General features: G+C 66.3%; 18 protein-coding genes. 9 read left to right on the top strand and 9 right to left on the bottom strand.

The features are described 5' to 3' along the window. Positions 1–91: 91 nt before the first annotated feature. The 3 genes from HU760_RS08770 to HU760_RS08760 all read right to left on the bottom strand — a co-directional run bounded on the left by HU760_RS08770 (position 92) and on the right by HU760_RS08760 (position 2,617). Positions 92–1,417, bottom strand: a complete 1,326-nt coding sequence (locus HU760_RS08770) for an MFS transporter (protein WP_186674804.1) — start codon at positions 1,415–1,417, stop codon at positions 92–94. A gap of 74 nt (positions 1,418–1,491) precedes the next feature. Further along, positions 1,492–1,971 carry a histidine kinase gene (locus HU760_RS08765; RefSeq protein WP_186674805.1) on the bottom strand — a complete coding sequence of 160 codons (480 nt, stop codon included), beginning with the start codon at positions 1,969–1,971 and terminating at the stop codon, positions 1,492–1,494. Between the two features lie 169 nt (positions 1,972–2,140). Next, the gene (locus tag HU760_RS08760; protein ID WP_186674806.1) at positions 2,141–2,617 is read right to left on the bottom strand and encodes a sigma-70 family RNA polymerase sigma factor; all 477 of its coding nucleotides are present in this window, start codon (positions 2,615–2,617) and stop codon (positions 2,141–2,143) included. 217 nt (positions 2,618–2,834) lie between these two features. On the opposite strand from HU760_RS08760, the gene HU760_RS08755 reads away from it, so the two are divergent. The 3 genes from HU760_RS08755 to HU760_RS08745 are packed head-to-tail and all read left to right on the top strand — an operon-like array spanning position 2,835 to position 7,394. Then, positions 2,835–4,007, top strand: a complete 1,173-nt coding sequence (locus HU760_RS08755; protein ID WP_186674807.1) for an efflux RND transporter periplasmic adaptor subunit — start codon at positions 2,835–2,837, stop codon at positions 4,005–4,007. After that, positions 4,008–5,972 carry a MacB family efflux pump subunit gene (locus HU760_RS08750; RefSeq protein ID WP_186674808.1) on the top strand — a complete coding sequence of 655 codons (1,965 nt, stop codon included), beginning with the start codon at positions 4,008–4,010 and terminating at the stop codon, positions 5,970–5,972. Positions 5,973–5,975: 3 nt separating this feature from the next. Continuing rightward, positions 5,976–7,394: an efflux transporter outer membrane subunit gene (locus HU760_RS08745; RefSeq protein WP_186674809.1), complete on the top strand. Its 1,419-nt coding sequence runs from the start codon at positions 5,976–5,978 to the stop codon at positions 7,392–7,394. Positions 7,395–7,434: 40 nt separating this feature from the next. On the opposite strand, the gene pvdP is transcribed toward HU760_RS08745, so the two are convergent. Then, a complete protein-coding gene (pvdP, locus tag HU760_RS08740; protein WP_186674810.1) occupies positions 7,435–9,039 on the bottom strand; it encodes a pyoverdine maturation tyrosinase PvdP in 1,605 nt (534 codons plus the stop codon). A 209-nt stretch (positions 9,040–9,248) separates the two neighbouring features. On the opposite strand from pvdP, the gene pvdM reads away from it, so the two are divergent. Together pvdM and pvdN are read left to right on the top strand one after the other, a co-directional pair. Continuing rightward, a complete protein-coding gene (pvdM, locus tag HU760_RS08735) occupies positions 9,249–10,595 on the top strand; it encodes a pyoverdine-tailoring dipeptidase-like protein PvdM (RefSeq protein ID WP_186674811.1) in 1,347 nt (448 codons plus the stop codon). Positions 10,596–10,612: 17 nt separating this feature from the next. Next, on the top strand, positions 10,613–11,905 hold the full coding sequence (gene pvdN / locus HU760_RS08730) for a pyoverdine-tailoring periplasmic protein PvdN (protein WP_186674812.1): 1,293 nt from the start codon (positions 10,613–10,615) through the stop codon (positions 11,903–11,905). A gap of 47 nt (positions 11,906–11,952) precedes the next feature. Here pvdN and HU760_RS08725 read toward each other — a convergent pair whose 3' ends face one another. Beyond that, positions 11,953–12,921 (bottom strand): alpha/beta hydrolase, encoded by a 969-nt coding sequence (locus HU760_RS08725; RefSeq protein ID WP_186674813.1) that lies wholly within the window; start codon positions 12,919–12,921, stop codon positions 11,953–11,955. 141 nt (positions 12,922–13,062) lie between these two features. On the opposite strand from HU760_RS08725, the gene HU760_RS08720 reads away from it, so the two are divergent. After that, entirely contained in the window at positions 13,063–14,184 is a 1,122-nt protein-coding gene (locus HU760_RS08720; protein WP_186674814.1) for a cupin-like domain-containing protein, read from the top strand. A 39-nt stretch (positions 14,185–14,223) separates the two neighbouring features. On the opposite strand, the gene HU760_RS08715 is transcribed toward HU760_RS08720, so the two are convergent. The 4 genes from HU760_RS08715 to HU760_RS08700 all read right to left on the bottom strand — a co-directional run bounded on the left by HU760_RS08715 (position 14,224) and on the right by HU760_RS08700 (position 18,427). Continuing rightward, entirely contained in the window at positions 14,224–15,615 is a 1,392-nt protein-coding gene (locus HU760_RS08715; protein WP_186674815.1) for an aspartate aminotransferase family protein, read from the bottom strand. Positions 15,616–15,748: 133 nt separating this feature from the next. After that, positions 15,749–17,068, bottom strand: a complete 1,320-nt coding sequence (locus HU760_RS08710; protein WP_186674816.1) for an ATP-binding protein — start codon at positions 17,066–17,068, stop codon at positions 15,749–15,751. After that, positions 17,065–17,748 (bottom strand): response regulator, encoded by a 684-nt coding sequence (locus HU760_RS08705; RefSeq protein WP_186674817.1) that lies wholly within the window; start codon positions 17,746–17,748, stop codon positions 17,065–17,067. Before HU760_RS08705 ends, HU760_RS08710 begins: the two co-directional genes overlap by 4 nt. A gap of 46 nt (positions 17,749–17,794) precedes the next feature. Next, complete coding sequence (locus tag HU760_RS08700) at positions 17,795–18,427, bottom strand: nucleotidyltransferase family protein (protein WP_186674818.1); 633 nt, start codon at positions 18,425–18,427, stop codon at positions 17,795–17,797. A 261-nt stretch (positions 18,428–18,688) separates the two neighbouring features. Between HU760_RS08700 and dsbD the strand changes: the two genes are divergently transcribed. Genes dsbD through dsbG form a run of 3 tightly spaced genes read left to right on the top strand, consistent with a single transcriptional unit; the run spans position 18,689 to position 21,997 of the window. Further along, the gene (dsbD, locus tag HU760_RS08695) at positions 18,689–20,401 is read left to right on the top strand and encodes a protein-disulfide reductase DsbD (protein ID WP_186674819.1); all 1,713 of its coding nucleotides are present in this window, start codon (positions 18,689–18,691) and stop codon (positions 20,399–20,401) included. After that, positions 20,401–21,237, top strand: a complete 837-nt coding sequence (locus HU760_RS08690) for a TlpA disulfide reductase family protein (protein WP_186674820.1) — start codon at positions 20,401–20,403, stop codon at positions 21,235–21,237. The genes dsbD and HU760_RS08690 overlap by 1 nt, the downstream gene beginning before the upstream one ends. A gap of 1 nt (position 21,238) precedes the next feature. Beyond that, positions 21,239–21,997, top strand: a complete 759-nt coding sequence (gene dsbG, locus HU760_RS08685; protein WP_186674821.1) for a thiol:disulfide interchange protein DsbG — start codon at positions 21,239–21,241, stop codon at positions 21,995–21,997. Positions 21,998–22,192: the final 195 nt, after the last annotated feature.

Here is a 22,192-nt window from a genome sequence, read left to right as displayed (position 1 = left end):
GGTAATGAAAAGCCCCCGGTTTTCACGAACCGGGGGCTTTCTGTTTTGCCGCTGACAGCCTCGTCGCCGGCTAGCCAGTACAGCAACAAAGCTATTTGTCCGCACACAGGATCGGCATCGGCTCCGCTGCAAACGCCAGCGACTCACGCCGCCCGAAGTACAACGCCGTCAACAACCCCACCGCGCCCATGATCAGGCAAAACCCGGCGCACACCCAAGGGCTCCACGGCATCAATGCAATCAGCGCCAGCGGCGTGGTACTGGCCCACAGCGCATAGGCCACGTTGTAAGTGAAGGAAATACCCGACACACGGATCTCGGCCGGGAACAACCCGACCATCACCGACGGCACCACTCCCACCACGCCACAGCACAGGCCGGCCAGCGCATAGGCCAGCCAGGTCATGCCCCACTGCCCCACCAGGCTGGCGTACAACACGCCGATGCCCAGCGGCAGCAGCAGGCTGTAGAACATCAGCGCGCGCCAGGGGCCGACGCGGTCGACCAGCAGACCGGCCAGCACGCAGCCGATGTTGAGGAACACAATGCCGATGCTGCTCAAGGCAAAGGTATGCCCGGCTGTCATGCCAAAGCGTTGCTGCATCACCGTCGGTGTAATCACCACCAGCACCACCACGGCGGAGGTCAGCACACAAGTCAGCAGCGCCGCCGGGATCAACGCCCGGCGATGTTCGCCCAGCACCCGCCGCAGCGGAAAGCTCACCGGCTGCGCCTGGCGCGCGCGCAGGGCGAGGAACACCGGGGTTTCGCTGAGCCAGCGGCGCAGCCACACGCCGATCACACCAAACACCCCACCCAGCAGGAACGGGTAGCGCCAGGCGTAATCGAGAATTTCCTGCGCGGTGAACAGCTGCGCGAGCAGGGTCGCAGTCAGTGCCCCCAGCAGGTAGCCGAAGGTCAGCCCGGCCTGCAGGAAGCCCAAAGCGTATCCGCGCCGGCCAGCGGGTGCGTGCTCGGCGACGAAGGTCCAGGCGCTGGGCACCTCGCCGCCTACTGCCGCGCCTTGCAGTATACGCAGGGCCAGCAGGATCAGCGGCGCGGCATAGCCAATGTCGGCGTAGGTCGGCATCACGCCGATCAGCAGGCAAGGCAGGGCCATCATCAGGATGCTCAGGCTGAAGACCCGCTTGCGCCCAAGATGGTCCGCGAAGTGCGCCATCAGGATGCCACCCAGCGGCCGCGCCAGGTAGCCGGTGACGAAAATCCCGAAGCTTTGCAGCAGGCGCAGCCATTCGGGCATTTCAGGCGGGAAGAACAGCTGGCTGAGGGTGAGCGCAAAGAACACGAAAATGATGAAATCGTAGATTTCGAGCGCGCCGCCCAACGCCGCCAGGCCCAGGGTCCGGTGATCGCCGCGGCTGAACCGGGGCGGGTAAGCGGTATCGTTGGCAGTCATGGCAGGGTCCGCGAAAGTCGGCAAAGGGCAAGAGGATAGCAAATCGCTGCCCCCTTGCCCCGCCTGCGGCAACGCTAGCGGCTGAACACCGTGTAGGAGAAGTTGGCACGCCCCAGGGACCGCCCCGGTGCCGCTGGCAGGGAGCCCGGCAGCGGCAGCTTGCCGACCTGCAGCGGCGTATCGATGATCGCCATGAACGCCTCCAGCGCATCGTTATCGGGCACCTGCGGCAGGCTCAGGCTGACGGCCTGGCGCTCGGTATGTGGCACCGACGGCACGGCCACCTGGGTGGTGTGATACAGCAGGGCGTGCTGGATCTGCGGGCTGACGCGGCAGAAGCGTTCCAGATCAACTCCGGCATGGCTGGCCAGTTCGATATTGCCCAGCAGCAGGTGAAAAGGCTGCAGAGCACACAGCACCAGGCGCTGCAGCTCCTCGAAGCTGTCCACGGGGGCTATCCGGTAGTAGCCCAGGCCATTGAGCAGCCGCTCCAGTTGCAGGCGCTGGCACGGGTTTGCATCGGCGATGAGGATGCGCAGGGTCTTGTTTGCCATGGTCGGGCCTGGGCAGTGGGGTAATGGGTAGGCTCCATGACCATACTGCGCCAGTGGCGGCTACTGCCAAGTCCGAGCCTGGCAGGGGTCTTCTTTGATAGAAGCCGGGAAAGATGCAGAAATCAAGTGACGAGCCGATGGATTTTTTCATTCGCCGCTAACCCGGCAATCAGCATTCCCATTCGCGCATGCGCACCCGGCAGTGCTTCATGGCGTTGACGATGTGCTTTTCCACCAGGCTGCGGGAAATGCCCAGGTGCTCGGCAATCTGCTGGTGCGACAGGCCATCGAGCTTGCGCAGCAAGAAGCAGTCACGGCAGACCTTGCCCAGTTCATCGAGGGCACGCTGCATCAGCGCCAGGCGTTGGTCGAGCTGCATGTCATGCGCCGGCGCCGGGGTGTGCCAGCGTTCGTCGCTGTCCAGCACCTCCAGCGGCTCGGCCTGGCGTACCAGGTGCCGCCGGTGGCGGTCGACCACCAGGTTGAGCGCGGTGCGGTAAAGGAAGGCACGCGGGTGCTCGATGCGCTTGCCGTCAGTGCGTTCCAGCACGCGCAGGTAAGCATCGTGCGCCACATCTTCAGCGGCCTGGCGACTGCCCAGGCGCGCTGAGAGGAAGCCCACCAGTTCGCGATAGTAATGTTCCACGACGTTACCTGAGATCGTCCTGCCAGCCGGGCCGGAAAGCCCTTTCAGCCAGCTGCAGGACCGAGTGATGTCAACCTGCGATCTTACAAATTATAATTATTCTCAGCAACAAGGGTATGGCTGCAGAGATTCAGCGCCTGGCAGCCCCATACGATATCCACTAAATCCCCCCCCTGCCGCTTTCGTCTATCTGGCACCCCCACGGCTGGACGTCTGCATGAGACCTTTAACCAATATCCGTCGCCGGGTGCTGCTCACGAGCCTGGGCCTCCTCGGCCTTGGCAGCCTGCTGGCCTGGAAGACCCTGCCCTATGGCGCACAGCCGTTCAGCACGGTCGCCGTGACACGCGCCGACATCGAAAGCAGCGTAACCGCGCTGGGCACCCTGCAACCAAGGCGCTACGTGGATGTTGGGGCCCAGGCGTCCGGGCAGATCCATACCCTGCACGTCGAGGTTGGCGACACGGTGCGCAAAGGCCAGCTGCTGGTCGAAATCGACCCCTCGACCCAGCAGGCCCGGCTGGATGCCGGCCGTTACTCGATCGACAACCTCAAGGCCCAGTTGGCCGAACAACGCGCGCAGTTCCAGCTGGCACGTCAGCAGCTCAAGCGCCAACGTGACCTGGCCGCTGCTGGCGCCACCCGCGACGAGGACGTACAAACCGCCGCCGCCCAGCTCAAAGTCACCCAGGCGCGCATCGACATGTTCCAGGCGCAGATCCGCCAGGCCCAGGCCAGCCTGCGCAGCGACGAGGCCGAGCTGGGCTACACACGCATCTACGCGCCCATGGACGGTACCGTGGTGGCGGTGGATGCCCGCGAGGGGCAAACCCTCAACGCCCAGCAGCATACCCCGTTGATCCTGCGCATCGCCAGGCTCTCGCCAATGACGGTATGGGCCCAGGTATCGGAGGCCGACATCGGCCAGGTCAAGCCCGGCATGACCGCGTACTTCACCACCCTGGCCGGGGGCAAGCGTCGCTGGACCAGCACCGTGCGCCAGGTGTTGCCGGTGCCGCCCAAGCCGCTGGAACAGGCCAGCCAGGGTGGCGGCAGCCCGGCCAGCGTCAGCAATGGCAGCGCCGGCAACCAGGTGGTGCAGTACAGCGTGCTGCTGGACGTCGACAACCCGGACGGTGCGCTGATGGCCGAGATGACCACCCAGGTGTTCTTCGTCGCAGGCAAGGCCAGCCAGGTGCTGACCGTACCACGGGCAGCGCTGGACGATGCCGAGGGCCTGCGCCTGGCACATGTACTGACCCGTGACGGCAAGCTGGAACAGCGCCAGGTGCGCACAGGGCTCAGTGACCGCCTGCGGGTGCAGGTACTGGACGGCCTGAATGAAGGCGAACGCCTGGTCATCGGCGCCCCTGGCATCAGCGGAGGCTGAATGAGCACACCGCTGATCGAACTGATCGACATCCGTAAATCCTACGGCGGCGTCGACACCCCCAAGGTCGATATCCTGCATGGCATCAGCCTGCGCATTTACCCCGGTGAGTTCGTCGCCATCGTCGGCGCTTCTGGCTCCGGCAAATCGACGCTCATGAATATCCTCGGTTGCCTCGATCGCCCCTCCTCCGGCCACTATCGCTTCGCCGGCCAGGACGTGGCCGAGTTAGGCGGCGACGAGCTGGCCTGGTTGCGCCGCGAAGCGTTCGGCTTCGTATTCCAGGGCTACCACCTGATCCCCGCGGCTTCGGCCCAGGAAAACGTGGAAATGCCGGCCATCTATGCCGGTATCGCCGCTCCCGAACGCCACGCCCGCGCCAGCGCCCTGCTCGGCCGCCTGGGCCTGGCCAGCCGCACCGGCAACCGCCCGCATCAGTTGTCCGGCGGCCAGCAGCAGCGGGTATCGATCGCCCGGGCGTTGATGAACGGCGGCCATATCATCCTTGCCGACGAACCCACCGGCGCGCTCGACAGCCATAGCGGCACCGAGGTGATGGCGTTGCTCGATGAGCTGGCCGGCCAAGGCCACGTGATCATCCTGATCACCCACGACCGCAACGTCGCGGCGCGGGCGCAGCGAGTGATCGAGATCCGCGACGGCCTGGTCGTCAGCGATTCGGCCAGCGTACAGGCCCCGCTCGACACTGGCCGAGGGCTGCAGGCCGACCAGTTGCGTCAGCGCCTGGACCGCGGCGCGACCTTGCGCGGGGCGTGGCGGGGCGAATTGTTCGAAGCCTTGCAGGCCGCCTGGCGGGTGATGTGGGTCAACCGCTTCCGTACCGCGCTGACCCTGCTGGGCATCGTCATCGGCGTTGCTTCGGTGGTGGTGATGCTGGCCGTGGGCGAAGGCAGCAAACGCCAGGTCATGGCGCAAATGGCCGCCTTTGGCTCGAACATCCTCTACCTCAATGGCAAGCCGGCGAGCCTGGGCGAGCAGGCTGGCACCATCAGCCTCGACGATGTCGCCGCCATTGGCCAATTGCCGCAGGTCAGGCACGTGATGCCGGTACTCGGAGAAAAGATGATGGTGCGCCACGGCAACAACAGCCAGCGGTTCTATGTGGGCGGCAACAACACCCGCTTCCCCGAGATTTTCAACTGGCCGGCGGTGCACGGCAGCTTCTACACCGATAACGATGAAACCAACGCCGCGGCAGTGGCGGTGATCGGCCAGAAAGTGCGGGAAAAGATGCTCGACCCAGGGCACGACCCGCTTGGGCAGTACCTGCTGATCGGCAATGTACCGTTCCAGGTGGTCGGCATTCTGGCTGGCAAAGGGGCCAGCTCCGGCGACCAGGACAGCGACGGGCGCATCGTGGTGCCCTACTCCGCAGCAGCTATCCGCCTGTTCGGCCAGCGCGACCCGGACTACATTGCCGTCGCCGCCCTCGACTCCGCACGGGTCGGCGAAACCGAAGCGGCCATCGACCAGCTGCTGCGCCAGCGCCACAACGGGCGGCAGGACTTCGAGCTGACCAACGACGCGGCACTGATCCAGGCCGAAGCACGCACGCAGAACAGCCTGTCGTTGATGCTGGGAGCGATTGCCGCGATCTCGCTGTTGGTGGGCGGCATCGGCGTGATGAACATCATGCTGATGACGGTGCGCGAGCGCACCCGCGAAATCGGTATCCGCATGGCCACCGGGGCACGCCAGCGCGACATCCTGCGGCAATTTCTCAGCGAGGCGGTGATGCTGTCGATGGTCGGCGGCCTTGCCGGAATCGTCCTGGCCTTGGCCATCGGCGCCGGCCTGATGCTGGCAGATGTGGCGGTGGCCTTCGCCCTGCCTGCCATGCTCGGCGCCTTTGCCTGCGCCGTGGTCACCGGCATCGTGTTCGGCTTCATGCCCGCGCGCAAGGCCGCCCGCCTCGACCCGGTCAAAGCCCTTACCAGCGAATAATCCATGACTCTGCCTAGCCGCCTCAGCCTGTTGCCCCTGTGCGTGTGCCTCGCCGCCTGCAGCACGCCAACCACTCCTGCCAGCGACCTGACCGCCCCCTTCGCCTGGCAAGGCGCAGCCGCATCAGCCTCGGCACAACCGCCGACGACACAGTGGTGGCAAGCCTTCGCCAGCCGCGAGCTGGAGCGCCTGGTGCAACATGCCCTGGACAATGCCCACGACCTGGCTGCCGCCACGGCGCGGGTGCGCCAGGCCCAGGCCCGCGCGGCCATGGCCGGGGCGCCGTTGCTGCCGGAGCTGAAGCTCGGCCTGGACGGCAGCCGCCAACGCCTGCTGCACGGCGAGGGCAACGACCAGCTTGACGTCAGCCGCAGCGAACCGACCAGCACCTCGTTCGACGTGCAGCTCAGCGCCAGCTACGAAATCGACTTCTGGGGCGGCCTGCGCGCGACCCGCGAACATGCCCTGCGCAACCTGGATGCCAGCCGTTTCGACCGCCAGACCGTTGAGCTGACCCTGGTCAGTGCAGTAGCCGACAGTTACCTGCAGGGGCTGGCCCTGGCAGAACAGCTGCGCATCGCCCGCCTGAACCTGCGCAATGCCCAGGACGTCCTGGGCCTGGTCGAAGCGCGCCAGCGCAGCGGCTCCGCCACGCGCCTGGAGCTGGCCCAGCAGCGCAGCCTGGTGGCCGCGCAGCAACGCCAGCTGCCGTTGCTGGAACAGAAGTGGCAGGACAGCCGGGTCACCCTGGCGACCCTGCTCGGCGACCCGGTGCAGTCGTTGCCCACCAGCCAGGAAGCGATCACCAGCCTGCACTGGCCGGCAATCGCCAGCGGCGTGCCCAGCGAACTGCTTGCTCGCCGACCGGACATTGCCGCAGCCGAAGCGCGCCTGGCCGCTGCCAGCGCCAATGTGCAAGTCGCCCGCGCGGCCATGCTGCCCAAGCTCACCCTCGGCGCCAACCTGGGGGCGGGCGCCGACACCTTTGCCCACCTGTTCGACAGCGCCTACTACACCCTCACCAGCGGCCTGGTCGCCCCGGTCTTCAACAACGGCCGACTGCGTGCCGCACGTGAACTGGCCGAAGCCGAACAGGCGGAACTGCTGGAAACCTACCGCAGCAGCATCCTGGCCGCTTTTGCCGATGTCGAGAAGGCGCTCAATGCGATCGACGGCGTGGACCGCCAGCGCCAGTGGCAGGATGAGGAAGTGCAGCAAGCATGGCTGGCATTCGACCTGGCACAGCGGCGTTATGGTGCAGGCGCGGAAACCTTGTTGAGCGTGCTGGAAACCCAGCGCACCTGGTATGTGGCGCAGGACCAGCAGGCACAACTGCGCCTGGCGCGGTTGCAGGCGAGCGTGGCGTTGTACAAGGCATTGGGCGGGGGCTGGCAACTCGCTCCAGCAAGCGACCCATTGTAGAAGCGACCTGCACCGCGCCAGCTTCGCGTGCCAGCCGCGCCTACACCCTCAGGTTGCGCGCATACCACGGCCGCTGTGGCACCCTGGGCCGCAACTTGTCGAACAGGCCGTCATCGCTGTAGATGATGCGCAATGCCAGCTTCATCGTTTCCGGGTCCATCTCCACGCTGCGCCCAGGCCGTAATCCCGGTACCGTCGAGCAGCCATGCGTATCCGGTCCCAACCACGGGTCCGCCACTGCCACCCAGCGCCCTGGCGCGAACCACGGCACACCGTTGACCTGCAGGCGCCGAACCTCGCCGGGGTGCAACCGCTCATGGGCGTCGAACCAATCCTCGATGCGGTCGTCGATCCAGCCATGAAAGCGCCAGAACACCGGGTTCACGTGGGATGAAAACGGGTCCCCGAGGAAGTCGTTCTGCGCAGCGAACCAGCGCTCGGCAAAATCATCCGGCGTGCGCGCCGTCGGCACGGGCATGCCATTGGCGGGGTCGCGCGGCACCGATGCCCAGCGCATGTGCAACCAGTCGTGCAGGCCCAGCTCCAGTTCCGAGCCGAACTGCGCCAGGGTCAGCGTGCTCAGGTACTCGGGGTCGGTATAGCGCGACTCCCAGACCTGGAAGTTGCCGTGGAAGGTATCCGCGGTCTTGATGTTGCGTACCCACAGGGTGTAGTCGGCGTCATCATCGGTCAGCCACGTGGGCGGCAGGGCATTGCCGTCATGGTTGTCGAAGTAGCGAGCGAACCCTGCGCGGTCGCGCTCCAGTTCCGGCTGCGGCAGCGGGAAGCGCGGCCAGGAAGGCAGGTCCTGCAACGCCCGAGCGCTGCCAAGCATATGCCGGTGCATGAACAGGAAGTCCTCACCCGAGCCATTGCGGTCCTTGTACCGACCTCGCGCATCACGCTCGCGGTCGCGTGGCCCGGGTTGCCAGCCCAGGCCACGCAGCGCGCCCTGCTTGTCCTTGGCCAGCTTGTGCCATTTGTCCCGCGAGGCGTGCCACAGCTGGTGAAACAGGCGATGCTCCGCAGTGATCAGCCAGGCCAGCAGCTGCGGGTTCAGCGGGGTCCGTTCACGGGCTTCCGGGAAGCTGCGTTTCAAGGCCAGGAAATGGTTGTCCTGCACCGGCAACGACAACGCCCGGTCCAGGCGCGCAATGCGCCCATTGAGGGTCGCCGGCCCGGCGTTGCCGAAGCGGCCCCATACCTCGTCGAGCACGACATGGCATTCATAGCGCGCCTGGGACGAAAACAGCCGCCAGCGCAAGGTGCCCGGCGTGTCCGCCAGCAGGTCACCGACCACACAGTAGCGCGGTTCCGCCTCCGCACGCAGGCGCTCGGGGGTATCCAGATAGCCGCGCAGGGCACGGCCATTGGCAGCAACGTCAAGGAACAGCTCCAGGTCTCCCGCCGGCAAACCCTGCAGGCCGGCCTCCTCGCCCAGCTGGGTCCAGCGCCAGATGCCGCGCAGGGTATCGCCCAACTGCTGCAGACCGGTATCGGCCAACTCGACAACGGCCTCGCCAGGGGTTTCCGGAAATGCCTCGGCGGCGCGCTGGCGCTGGCGATACAGCGCCCCCACCGCAGCGGGCACCACCACGCCCGTCAATGCCACACCGGCGATGAAACCGCGTCGGGAAATCGTCATTGCATACCTGTGCATTCTTGCGGCCATGGAGCACGGCCCGTCCAAGGCTAGAACGTTGCAACGTCGATGAAATTTATCCCCTCGCAGCCTGTATATCGGGCTGCTGCGCAGCCACTGCAAGCGTTAAATTTCCGGGTGGCGAGCTCGTTCACTGCAGGTAGCGGCGGCCTCTGTGCCCATCCCTCGACGGTGAACCTACTGAGACCAAGATGACGACTTCACGCTGGAAGAAAGCCCTGTTTATCAGCCTGGCCACTGCGGTTACCGCTGGCGCCGGGTTTGCCGCCTGGCACTATTTCGCCCTGCCCGCCGGCTATTCCAGGGAGGTGACCCGCCAGGCCAACGACCTGCAGGAACGCATCCTCTCGTTCGACAGCCACGTCACTTTGCCACTGACCTTCGGTACCGAAGGCAGTGAGGCGGACAAGGACGGCGACGGCCGCTTCGACCTGGCCAAGGCCGCACGCGGGCGTTTGTCTGGCGCGGCCCTGACGATATTCGCCTGGCCCGAATCGTGGACCGGCAACACTGGCCCGCACCGCCCTACCCCGGGCTTCGTCGAAGCCGCCCGGCATACCCAGGAGGTGCGCTACAACGCCATCACCGCCATGGTCCGCGACTTCCCGCAACAGGTCGGCATCGCCTACACCCCGCAAGACTTCCGGCGCCTGCACGGCGAAGGCAAATTCGCGGTGTTGCTCAGCATGCTCAACGCCTACGCCCTGGGTGACGACCTCGCCCAGCTCGACCGCTGGGCATCACGCGGGGTACGCATGTTCGGCTTCAGCTATGTGGGCAACAACAGCTGGGCCGATTCCTCGCGCCCGCTGCCGTTCTTCAATGACACTGCCGATGCTCTGGGCGGCCTGTCACCAATCGGCAAGCGCGCCGTGCAACGGTTGAATGACCTGGGGGTGATCATCGATGTATCGCAGATGTCCAGCAAGGCACTGGCCCAGGCCGTTGCCCTCAGTCGCGCGCCCGTGGTGGCGTCGCACTCGGCGCCACGGGCCATGGTCGACATCAGGCGCAACCTCTCCGACAAGGAGCTGCAGCTGATCAAGGACAGCGGCGGCGTGGTCCAGCTGGTGGCGTTTTCCACCTACCTCAAGCCGCTGAGCAGCAAGACCCAGGGCAAACTCAACGCATTGCGCGCCCGCTACGCCCTGCCACCACTGGCCGACCTCAACTACGCACTGATGCCGGGCGACCCGGTGATCGCCGGCTGGCCCGAGCAGAAGGTCGGCCAGTATGCGAACCAGCTGTACGGCATCCTCGAAGAAGAGCCCCCAGCCACCCTCAAGGACTACGGCGACGCCATCGACTATACGGTGCGCAAGGTCGGCATCGACCATGTCGGCCTCAGCTCGGACTTCAACGAAGGCGGCGGCATCGACGGCTGGCAGAACGCCAGCGAGGCGCGCAATGTCACTGCCGAACTGATCAGCCGCGGCTACTCCGAAGCGGACATTGCCAAGCTCTGGGGCGGCAATTTCCTGCGGGTGTGGGAGCAGGTACAACGCGCCGCGCAACCTGTCACCCGCTCATTCCCCTGACCCTGGCGAGCCACTCGATGAACGACCGTCGCACCTTTCTCAAGCAGGCCGGCCTGCTGGCTGCCGCGCTGCCCCTGGCCGGCCCCGGCGCGCTGCTGCCAGCGGCACACGGGGCGCCTGCGCAAGCAGCCACTGGCAACGACTGGGCCGCATTTCGCGACCTGTTCGAGCTGGACCCTGCGTACGCCCACTTCGCCAACTTTCTGATCACCTCGCACCCACGCCCGGTGCGCGAAGCCATCGAGGCACTGCGCGCCCGCTTCGACCATCACCCGGCGCGCCTGGTGGACTGGGACAGCCAGTCGGAGTGGAAGCACGAAGCCGCCGTACGTGAGTGGGCGGCTCGCTACCTCGAAGTGACGCCCCGCCAGATTGCCCTGACCGGCAGCACCACGGAAGGCCTTGGGCTGATCTATGGCGGGCTGAAGATCGCGCCGGGGCAGGAAATTCTCACCACCGTGCATGAGCATTCAGCCGCCCGCCATACCATGGGTTTTCGCACCATGCGCGACGGCACCCCAGTGCGCCGGTTGCGCTTGTTCGAAGACCCCGCCAAGGTCAGCAGCGACCAGGTTCTGAGCACCATCGCTGCCGCCATCGGGCCGCAGACCCGAGTGCTGGGCATGACCTGGGTGCACTCGGGCAGTGGCGTGAAACTGCCGGCAGGCGAGATCGGCGCCCTGGTCCGCGAGGTCAATCGCCAGCGTGACGCGCAGGACCGGATCATCTACGTGATCGATGGCGTACATGGCTTTGGCGTCGAAGACATGCGCTTTGCCGACCTCAATTGCGATTACTTCATTGCCGGCACCCACAAGTGGCTGTTCGGGCCACGCGGTACCGGGATCATCTGTGCGGCGTCCACCGGGCTGGAGCAACTGACCCCGACCATTGCCACCTTTTCCGAGAACGAGGACTTTGCCACCGTGATGACGCCGGGTGGCTACCACGCGTTCGAGCACCGCTGGGCGCTGGGCAAGGCGTTCGAATTGCATCTGCAGCTGGGCAAGGCGGCAGTGCAGGCGCGGATTCACGGGCTCAATGGGCAGCTCAGGCAACGGCTTGAGGCACTGCCGGGGGTCGAACTGGTGACGCCGCGCAGTGCACGGTATTCGGCGGGGTTCACCTTCTTCAGGGTCAAGGGGCAGGATGCCGACGAGGTCGCCCGACATCTCAATAGCCAGCGCATCGTGGTCGATGCGGTGTCGCGGGATGTGGGGCCAGTGGTGCGCACGGCACCGGGGCTGTTGAACACCGAGGCCGAGATCGAGCGGTTGGTGGAGGTGTTGGGGCGACGGCTTCGTGGGTGAGACCTCTGTGTCGCGGAAGGGGCGCAACGCGCCCCGGCAATCTCGCGTCAGCCACGGCCCCCGATCACCTGCAACCACTCGCCGACATCCCGATAAATGTCCCCTACCTGGCCCACGATCCCCGACATGCGCAGAAAGTCATGGGTCAAACCTTCCACCCGCGCGAAGCGCACCGGCGTGCCACTGGCCAGCAGCCAGTCTCGATAGGCAATGCCTTCATCGTGCAACGGGTCGTACTCGGCCACGAACAGATACGCTGGCGCCAAGGCTTCACGCAGGGTCGAGCGCAACGGCGACACCCGCCAGTCCAGGCGCTGTTCAGGCTGCGGCACATAGTGCCGGTAGAACCACTCCAGGGTTGGCGTCTCCAGCAGGTAGCCCTCGGCATGCTGGTGATGCGAATCACGCTGGCAGGCCATATCGGTCACCGGATAGAACAGCAATTGCGCCAGCGGCTTGAACGCCAGCGCCTCGGGCTGCTCGACCGCCATGATGGCCATGACCGCTGCCAGGCTGGCCCCCACACTGTCTCCCGCCAGCACTATTCGGCGCTTGTCCAGCCCCAGCGCCGCTGCCCGTTCGGCCAGCCAGTTGGCAGTGTCCAGCACATCGTGCAACGCCACCGGAAACTGCTGCTGCGGTGCCAACCGGTAGTCCGCAGCCAGTACCGCGAACTCGCCCAGGGCAGCCAGGCGGCGGCACACCGAATCATGCGAGTCGAGGCTACCAACGACGTAGCCGCCACCGTGCAGGTACAGGATTACCGGCTGCAAGTCGGCCGCGGCCTGGTCCTGCCGGTACAACCGGGCAGCCAGGCAGGTACCGTCACGCGCGCTGACCTGCAGCGCGCTGACCATGACGTGGCCCGGTGGGCTTGGGTCGAGTACCTGCGAGCTGCTTTCGAACTCGGCACGGGCCTGGGTCACGTCCATCGCATGCATGGGCAGGCTCCTGCCCGTCAGCCGGCCGAATTCGACCAGTTCCAGAAAAGCCGCCAGATCAGGGTGCAGTGCCATGTGGGTTCCTTGGTGAACAAAGTGACTCGGGCTCCCCTACGGGACGTAGCTGCGCAGCGAAAAATTACCCGCCCATACCGCTAAATCATTGGCCCAGGCACTCGTCATCCTTGCACACCGAAAAACCGCCAGAGGCATACCGTGGACCTTCAGAGCATCCTCAGCAAACTGTTCGCCAACGCCCATGCCGTCGGCATCGAGGGCGTCTTCCAGTTCGTCTTCGACCAGGACCAGGCCTTCTGGTCGGAGGTACGCGACAGCAGCCACACCGGCGCTGGCCGGCACAGAGCCCCGGACGTCACCATTGAAGTGGCCGAACGCGATTTCCTCGGCATCATGGGCGGCACGGCCAACGTGGAAGAGCTGTTCGCCAGCGCGCGCCTGAAGATCACCGGCAACATGGGCCTGGCCACCCTGCTGCCGCAGATCATCAGCAACGCCCGCCGCGGGGTGACGACGACCAAGGTAGCGATGAACCAGCGCTACCCGACGCCGGCACGCTTCAGCGAAAGGGTATCGGCGGGCCAACCCGTGCAGCGCGAAGTGGCCCGCATCGCCCGCGCCGACATGCCCCTGGCGCGCTTCCACAACGACTACCTGGTGCATGGCACGCCGCTGGTGATCAGCGATGCCCTGCAGGACTGGCCGCTGTTCACCATGGGCCGTGAGGCCTCGCTGGTGCATTTCGCCGAACTGCAAGGCATTACCCGGCACGGCGACTACGTGCAGAAGACGTTCTCCACCGACCGCGACTTCCGCTCCACCTCCATGGCCGATTTCATCGCCTCGCTGGACACCCCGGCCAGGCCCGGCGAAACCCCGGCCTACATGGGCAACAACATCGTGCCGGAAAAGCTGCTGACACTGATCCGCTACCCGCCGTATTTCGCCCGGGACAAGTTCATCGCGCCGCGCATCTGGATCGGCCCCAGGGGCACCCTGACGCCCTTGCACCGCGACGATACCGACAACCTGTTTGCCCAGGTCTGGGGGCAGAAGTCGTTCATCCTTGCCGCGCCACACCATCGCCCGGCGCTGGGCACCTGGTCGACCAGCCCCAAGGGCGGCCTGGACGGCTGCGATTTCAACCCCGACGCGCCGGATTACCAACGTTTCCCGGCGGCGCGCGAGGTGCCGTTCCTGCGCGTGGTGCTGCAAGCCGGGGACCTGCTGTTCCTGCCCGAGGGCTGGTTCCACCAGGTAGAGTCGGTGTCCACCTCGTTGTCGGTGAACTTCTGGGTGGATTCCGGGCGCGGCTGGTAACCGGGGTTGCCGGGGCCGCTGTGCGGCCCCGGCATTTACTCAGACAGACGCAATCACCGCCTCGGCAAAGCGCTGTGCCACTTCATCGATCTGCTCACCAGTGATGATCAACGGCGGCAGGAAACGCACCACCGCGCCATGGCGCCCGCCCAGCTCCAGGATCAGCCCGCGCTTTAGGCACTCACGCTGCACCTTGACCGCCAGCTCACGGTTGGCCTGCGGTTGGCCAAGCGCATCCCGCTGCCCTTGGCCGCCCACCAGCTCCACCCCGATCATCAACCCACGGCCACGGATATCGCCCAGCTCCGGATAGTCCCTCTGCAACTGCTGCAGGTGCTTGCGCAGGCGCTGGCCCATGGCCTCGGCATGCTCGGCCAGGCGCTGTTCGACCATATAACCGATCACTGCCGAGCCCGCGGCCATGGCCATCTGGTTGCCACGGAAGGTGCCGGCATGGGCACCCGGTTTCCAGCTGTCCAGCCAGTCGCGGTACACCACCACCGCCAAGGGCAGGCTGCCGCCAATGGCTTTGGACAGGGTGACCACATCCGGCAGGATGCCGGCGTGCTCGAAGGCGAACATGCGCCCGGTGCGGGCAAAGCCGCTCTGGACCTCATCGACGATCAAGGCTACGCCGGCCTGTTCAGTGATCCGACGCACACCCTTGAGCCATTCGATATCAGCCGGGATGACCCCGCCCTCGCCCTGCACTACCTCGAGGATCACCGCGGCGGGCAACGGCACGCCGCTTTCCGGGTCGAGCAACAGGTTTTCCAGGTAATGCAGGTTGGCCTTGACCCCGGCCGCACCGCCCAGGCCGAACGGGCAGCGGTAATCGTAGGGGTATGGCATGAACTGCACGCCGTTGCTCAGCAAGGCCCCCAGCGGCTGCTTCGGCCCAAGGCTGCCCATCAGGCTCAGCGCGCCCTGGCTCATGCCGTGGTAGGCGCCCTGGAAGGCCAGCACGTTGCTCCTGCCGGTGGCACTACGCACCAGTTTCAGCGCCGCTTCCACCGCATCGGTGCCGGTCGGGCCGCAGAACTGCACCTTGGCCTCACGACGCAATGCCTCGGGCAAGACACCGAACAGGTCCTGGACAAAGCGGTCCTTGACTGGCGTGGTCAGGTCCAGGGTATGCAGTGGTAGCTCGTCGGCCAGTATCCGCTGGATCGCCTCGACCACCACCGGGTGGTTATGGCCCAGCGCCAGGGTCCCGGCACCGGCCAGGCAATCGATGAACTGGCGGCCTTCGACATCCTCCACATGAATGCCACTGGCGCGCTTGAGCGCCAGCGGGATGCGACGCGGGTAGCTGCGGGCGTTGGACTCCTGTTGCTGCTGGCGCTGCAGCAACGGCGAATCGGTGAACGCGTACAATGGGCGCGGCGCGCTGGCCGACGGGACTTGGGCAAGGCTGGAAACGGTGGACATGGGGTAATTCCTCGCAAGCAAGCGAATGAGCGGGTGTCGCTTGAGAAACGCTTGAATGCGGGAGGGATTTAACGGTTATCGCGTTTTTTTACGTTGCCTGTGCCCGCGAAAGGGCCAGCACAGGCAGCGAAGATCAGCTGGCCCGACGTGCCGGCACCTGCAACAGAACCCGCAAGCCATCACTGCGGCTGTCGAATTTCAGGCTACCGGCACAGCGCTGCACGATCGCCTGCACGATCGCCAGCCCCAACCCGCAACCACCACTTTGCCCATTCCGCCAGAAGCGTTCGGTCAAGTGCTCAAGGTCTGCCTCGGCAATTCCCGGCCCATGGTCACGCACCATGAAGCCTACCTGCCCGTCGCTCATCTGCACTTCCAGCTCCACCGCCTCATCGCCACCATGGCGCAAGGCGTTGTCCAGCAGGTTGCGCAGCGCCGCCACCGCCAGCGGGGCAGGCATGCCCAGATAGACCTGGGTAGCCTCTTCCGGCAGGCGCAAGACGATACGCCGGTTGTCGCCGCCAGCGTCCTGCATCGCCTGCCGGGCCACCTGCTCGGCGCTGCACTGCACGCCATCCTCGAACGACAGGCTGCCTTCCACCCGCGCCAGCATCAGTAACTGCTCCAGCGTGCGGTGCATGCGGTCGGCGCCCTGCTCGGCATGCGCCAGTGCCTGCTCGCGCACCGCTCCGTCGGTCATGCGCGCCACCTGCAGGTGCGTCTTGATCGCCGTCAGCGGGCTGCGCAGCTCGTGCGCGGCATCGTCGGTCAGGCGCCGCTCACGCTCGATCGTCTGGGCAATGCGCAGGAACAGCTGGTTCTGGGTTTCCAGCAACGGCTGCAGTTCGCTGGGCATGCCCGCCACCTGCAGCGGCTCGACACTGTCCGCCCGCCGGCGGCGCAACGCATCGCGCATGCGGTTGAGCGGTTCCAGGCCCTTGCCCAGGCCGATCCACAGCAGCCCCAGGCTACCGAGCAGGGCCATCAGCACCGGCGCCGAGGCGGCCAGCAGGATCGACTGGTTCAGCGCTTCGCGCTCCATGTGCCGGTCAGCCGTGGTGATGCGGACGTCGCCGTGGTTGTAGGTGAAGGTGCGCCACAGTGCATCGTCGATGGTCTGGTCACGGAAGCCACTGCGCTCGTCGTCCATGGCGCCATCGTGCTTGTGGTTGCTGGCGAGGATTTCGCCACGCAACGAGCTGACCTGGCAGGCCATGCCGTCCGGCACGCTGAACTGGTCGGCGGAAAAATGCGCCTCCTCGCCCTTGGCGGTCAACGGTTGCGGCAGCTGGTCGATCAGGCCGGCGACCATGCGCGCCGACGCCACCAGGCGCTGGTCGAGGGAAAACATCATCTGCTGGCGCAGGTCGCGCAGCATCCATGCGGCAGCCAGCACCCAGATGACCACGAAGGCGCTGCCCAGGATCAGGCTCAGGCGTACCCGCAGGCTCATGAGGCGGCCTCTTCCGGCGCCTGCGCCGGGCCCAGGCGGTAGCCCAGGCCACGCACGGTCTCGACGATGCCGTTGCCCAGTTTGCGCCGCAGGTGGTGGATATGCACGTTCAGGGCATTGCTCTCCACCTCGTCGCTGAAGCCGTACACGCAGTCTTTGAGCTGTTCGCTGGATAGCACCCGCCCGGGGTTCTGCAGCAGCGCCTGGAGCAGGGCCTGCTCACGGCGCGAGAGGTCGACCGGCTGCCCGGCCAGGGTGGCCGCACAGGTACTCGGGTCGTAGCACAGCGGGCCGTGCTCGATCACATTCACCGCGCGCCCGGCCACCCGCCGCAACAAGGTGTGCAGGCGTGCGGCCAGCTCGCGCAGGTCAAAGGGCTTGAGCAGGTAATCGTCGGCCCCGGCCTGCAGGCCATCGACCCGGTCGGTGACCGCATCACGCGCGGTGAGCACCAGCACCGGCAGCGTTTCGCCCTGTTGACGCAGGCGGCGCAGCAGCCTGAGGCCGTCTTCGTCGGGCAGGCCAAGGTCGAGGATCATCACGTCGAACTGCGCGGCCTGCAGCATCGCCCGCGCGTCGGCGGCATTGCCCACCCGGTCCACGGTCAGGCCCTGGGCGGTGAGACCGGCGCAGATGCCGGCGGCGATCAGGTCGTCGTCCTCGCAGAGCAGAACGTGCATGGTGGGGCTCCCGGAGTGGTGTGGCTGACATTGCACCTTGGGCGGATTAAGGGGGGATTATGGGCCTTTTGTGGCGGGGGTGGGGTTCGTCGTGGGTGTGGCGAACGCTTCGGGCCTGCATCAGCCCTTCCGGCGTATCCACATCCAGCAACACCCCGGCATCATCCACCTCAACCACCACACAGCAGCCTTGATGCCTGCGCACCAGCGCCCGCGCCCCTTCATCCCCGCCCAGCCGTCCCAACGCCGGCCAGAAATCGCGCCCGAAGATCACCGGGTGCCCGTGCTGCCCCGCATGCCGCGGCAACACGATGGTCGAGGCGCTGGCTGCCTCGGCCAGCCGGCACAGGGTCGCCGGTTCGATCCAAGGCATATCCCCCAGCAGAATGGCCACCGCCTGTGCCTGGCTGTCGAGCAACGCGTTGGCACCGGCAGCCAGGCTATGCCCCATGCCTGCGGCGGCCTCAGGGCTGGCGACGATGCGGCAGTCACCCGCCAGGCCGAAATCCTCGCCCCGCTCGCCTGCGCGCAACACCACGCGAACGTCAGCGAATGCTGCCCGAGCCCGCTCTACGCTATGCGCCAGCAGGCTGCGACCATCGGCCAGCTTCACCCGGCGCTTGTCGCCGCCAAAACGCCTGGCACTACCTGCCGCCAGCACCAGCGCGACCACACTCACGACCGCACCCGACATGTGTGCGAACTAGCCACGAGGGCCATCGCAGGGCTGTCAAACGTTTTGCTACCTATCGTCTCAGGCATGGGCAACTCGTGATAGCCGGATCATGGAGCAATGCAACCACTGCCGTGTCGGCATGGCAAGCACCGTTGGCTGTTTCGCGCCGGGGAACGGACCGCCGCTTGCAGAACCAAGGGTTAACCCTGGGTTAATCGACCCAGGCCAGCATGGCATCTTCCAACGTACTGCCAAGGCGAAGACATGCGCGTCCTCCTGCTCTTCTTGACACTGCTCCTGGCCGGCCCGTTGCAGGCCAACCCGTTCGATGTCAAACCTGACTTCCTGCCGGTCGACCAGGCCTTCGTGCTGACCCACGAGCGCCAGCCCGATGGCCAGATGCGCCTGTATTTCCAGATCAAGCCAGGCTACTACCTGTATCAGAAACGCCTGAAATTCGATGGCCTGCCCGTCGAGCAACACCCGCAGCTGCCACCCGCCCTCAATCACCACGACGAATTCTTCGGCGACAGCGCGGTGTACCGCGACCAGCTGCAACTGCTGCTGCCCGCCAACGCCCAGGGCCAACTGCGCCTGGGTTGGCAAGGCTGTGCCGACGCGGGCCTGTGCTACCCACCGCAGACCACGTTGATCGACCTCGGTGGCAGCGTGGCGCCCGTAGCCGAGCAAGCCAGCGACCAGGCCTTGGCCAGCGGCCTGCAGCAAAGCCACCTGGCCTGGAGCCTGCTGGCGTTCTTCGGCCTGGGCCTGTTGCTGGCCTTCACCCCCTGTTCGCTGCCGATGCTGCCGATCCTCGCCGGGCTGGTACTAGGCAATGGCGCCAGCGCCCGGCGCGGCTGGCTGCTGGCCGGGGTCTACGTACTGAGCATGGCCCTGGTATACGCCGCCCTGGGCGTGGTCGCCGCGTTGCTGGGCGCCAGCCTGCAGGCCTGGCTGCAACAACCCTGGCTGCTGGGCAGCCTGGCGGGGCTGTTCGTGATCCTGGCCCTGCCGATGTTCGGCGTCTTCGAACTGCAGCTGCCCGCCGCCCTGCGTGACCGCCTCGACCGCGCCGGGCGCGGCACGCGTGGCGGCAACCTGTATGGCGCGGCGCTGCTGGGCGGGTTGTCCGGGCTGCTGATGGGCCCGTGCATGACCGCCCCGTTGGCGGGGGCACTGTTGTACATCGCCCACAGCGGCGATGTACTGCAGGGGGCGCTGGTGTTGTTCAGCCTTGGCCTGGGCATGGGTGTGCCGTTGATGTTGCTGGTGACCTTGGGCAACCGCTATCTGCCGCGCCCTGGCGCCTGGATGAACCGGGTCAAGGGGGTATTCGGCTTCGTGTTCCTGGGCATGGCGCTGTACACCGTGCGCAGCCTGCTGCCCAGCGCATTGCTGCTGGCCCTCAGCGGCGGGCTGCTGATCACCCTGGCCTGGGCGGCCTGGCCGGCCCTGCAGCGGCTGCCGGCGTTGCGCGCTGTTCCGCTGCTGGGCGCCCTGTGGGGCGGCCTGCTGCTGGTGGGCGCGGCGGCCGGTGGCGACGATCTCTGGCAACCGCTGCGCCCGTTCATCGGCGGCGCCACGCCAGCCAGCGGGCAGCAGGTTGAAGACGTCTTCGTCACTGTCAGCCGCCCCGAAGACTTGCAACGCGAACTGGAGGCGGCCAAGGGGCGTGGCCAGTGGGTGATGGTCGACTACTATGCCGACTGGTGCGTGTCGTGCAAGGTCATGGAAAAAACGGTGTTTGCCCGCAGCGACGTGCAGGCCACCCTGGCTGGCGTGCACCTGCTGCGCCTGGACGTGACCGCCGATAGCCCGGCCAGTCAGGCGTTGTTGCAGCACTATCAGGTACCAGGCCCGCCCAGCATCATCTGGATCGGCCCGGAAGGCGACGAACGCCGCGCACGACGCCTCACCGGTGAAGTGGATGCAGCCGCGTTCCTGCAACACTGGACCCAGACCAGGAGCCAAGGCTGATGCTGACCGTAACCCTCGGGCCACTGACCATGGCCCTCAACCACCTGCTGATGCTCACCGCCCTGGTAGTCGCCAGTGTGGTCGGCTGGTGGGTGGCCCGGCGTGGCGGGGAGAGCCCGGAATCGGCGCTGTTCAACCTGTTCCTGATCGGCCTGCTGTGCGCACGCGCCGGTTTCGTGCTGGCCTACTGGCCGATGTACCAGGACGACCCGCTGCAGATCATCGACATCCGCGATGGCGGCTTCCTGTTCTGGTCGGGCCTTGCCGGCATCGTGCTCGGCGCCCTGTGGCAAGGCCGACGTCATCCCGGGCTGCGCCGCCCGCTGGGCTGGGCGCTGTTCAGCGGCGCGCTGTTCTGGGGCCTGGCCAGCCTCGCCGGGCACTTGTACAGCAAGGGCACCGAGCTGCCCGAGCTGAGCCTGCGCAACGCTACCGGGCAATCCGTGGCGCTGCACGGCTACCGCGGCAAGCCGCTGGTGATCAACCTCTGGGCCACCTGGTGCCCGCCCTGCCGGCGCGAGATGCCGGTGCTGCAGCAGGCACAAGGCGATTACCCGCATGTGACCTTCCTGTTCGTCAACCAGGGCGAGACCCCGGAGAACGTCAGCACCTTCCTCGCCACCACCGGCCTGAGCCTGACCCATGTGCTGTTCGATGGTACCGGCCTGCTGGCCCAGCGCGTCGGTTCCATGGCCCTGCCCACCACCCTGTTCTACGACGCCGACGGGCGGCTTATCGGCAGCCACCTCGGCGAGCTGTCGCGGGCCAGCCTGCGTCACGCCCTGGAACCTTTCGACCGGGCCACCGCGCCCGCCCCTGCCGCACAAGGAAACTGACATGCGACTGACTGCACTGCTGCCCCTGTCCCTGGCCCTGCTGGCTGCCCCGAGCTTGCAGGCCGAAGAGCTGCCCAAGGCGATTCAGCAACTGCAAGCCAAGGGCGCCGTGATCAAGGGCAGCTTCGATGCCCCCGACGGCCTGCGCGGGTACGCCGCCCAGTACCAGAACAATGCCCTGGCCCTGTACCTCACCCCGGACGGCAAGCATGTGCTGGTGGGCAGCCTGTTCGACGAGCAGGGCAAGGACCTGAGCGCCGAGCCGCTGAAACAGCTGGTGTATGCACCGATGAGCAAGGCCCTCTGGGCGAAGATGGAGAACACCGCGTGGATCGCCGACGGCAAGGATGACGCGCCACGCAAGGTCTACCTGTTCAGCGACCCCAACTGCCCGTACTGCAATATGTTCTGGGAGCAGGCGCGGCCATGGGTGGAGTCGGGCAAGGTGCAGTTGCGCCATATCATGGTCGGCATCATCCGCGAAGACAGCCCAGGCAAGTCGGCCGCGCTGCTGGCGGCGAAAGACCCGGCCAAGGCACTGCACGAGCACGAGAAGGCCGGCAACGCCAGCACGTTGAAACCGCTGGCGCAGGTGCCGGAGGCGGTGCAGCAGAAACTGGCGGCGAACATGGCATTGATGGAAGAAATGGGGCTGCAGGCGACCCCGGCGATCTTCTATCAGGATGAGCAAGGCAACCTGCAGAGTCAGCAAGGAGCGCCGCGACCGGAGCTGCTGGGCAAGATACTCGGCAAGCGCTGAGCGATTGGCCGCCCGTTCCGGCCTATTCGCGGGCACGCCCGCTGCCCCAGGTGCAGCGTCGCTCACAAGGCCGGTGCAATACCTGTGGGAGCGGGTTCACCCGCGAAGAATCCAGCGCGCTGCATGGCACCGGCTGCGCCGGTGTTCGCGGGTAAACCCGCTCCCACAGGGACAGCGCAGGTCTTGTCTATTCAG

The organism is Pseudomonas oryzicola (genome assembly GCF_014269185.2).
Classification (GTDB): Bacteria; Pseudomonadota; Gammaproteobacteria; order Pseudomonadales; family Pseudomonadaceae; genus Aquipseudomonas; species Aquipseudomonas oryzicola.
Note: the sequence above shows the minus strand (reverse complement) of the source record. Positions and strands in the feature narration are given on the sequence as shown.

Excerpts from the sequence above, each read along its gene's own strand:
- HU760_RS08705 (WP_186674817.1), bottom strand. The coding sequence starts at position 17,748 with ATGCACGTTCTGCTCTGCGAGGACGACGACCTGATCGCCGCCGGCATC.
- HU760_RS08745 (WP_186674809.1), top strand. The coding sequence starts at position 5,976 with ATGACTCTGCCTAGCCGCCTCAGCCTGTTGCCCCTGTGCGTGTGCCTC.
- HU760_RS08690 (WP_186674820.1), top strand. The coding sequence starts at position 20,401 with ATGCTGACCGTAACCCTCGGGCCACTGACCATGGCCCTCAACCACCTG.
- HU760_RS08725 (WP_186674813.1), bottom strand. The coding sequence starts at position 12,921 with ATGGCACTGCACCCTGATCTGGCGGCTTTTCTGGAACTGGTCGAATTC.
- pvdN (WP_186674812.1), top strand. The coding sequence starts at position 10,613 with ATGAACGACCGTCGCACCTTTCTCAAGCAGGCCGGCCTGCTGGCTGCC.
- HU760_RS08710 (WP_186674816.1), bottom strand. The coding sequence starts at position 17,068 with ATGAGCCTGCGGGTACGCCTGAGCCTGATCCTGGGCAGCGCCTTCGTG.
- pvdP (WP_186674810.1), bottom strand. The coding sequence starts at position 9,039 with ATGACGATTTCCCGACGCGGTTTCATCGCCGGTGTGGCATTGACGGGC.
- dsbG (WP_186674821.1), top strand. The coding sequence starts at position 21,239 with ATGCGACTGACTGCACTGCTGCCCCTGTCCCTGGCCCTGCTGGCTGCC.
- pvdM (WP_186674811.1), top strand. The coding sequence starts at position 9,249 with ATGACGACTTCACGCTGGAAGAAAGCCCTGTTTATCAGCCTGGCCACT.
- HU760_RS08755 (WP_186674807.1), top strand. The coding sequence starts at position 2,835 with ATGAGACCTTTAACCAATATCCGTCGCCGGGTGCTGCTCACGAGCCTG.
- HU760_RS08765 (WP_186674805.1), bottom strand. The coding sequence starts at position 1,971 with ATGGCAAACAAGACCCTGCGCATCCTCATCGCCGATGCAAACCCGTGC.
- HU760_RS08770 (WP_186674804.1), bottom strand. The coding sequence starts at position 1,417 with ATGACTGCCAACGATACCGCTTACCCGCCCCGGTTCAGCCGCGGCGAT.
- dsbD (WP_186674819.1), top strand. The coding sequence starts at position 18,689 with ATGCGCGTCCTCCTGCTCTTCTTGACACTGCTCCTGGCCGGCCCGTTG.
- HU760_RS08715 (WP_186674815.1), bottom strand. The coding sequence starts at position 15,615 with ATGTCCACCGTTTCCAGCCTTGCCCAAGTCCCGTCGGCCAGCGCGCCG.
- HU760_RS08750 (WP_186674808.1), top strand. The coding sequence starts at position 4,008 with ATGAGCACACCGCTGATCGAACTGATCGACATCCGTAAATCCTACGGC.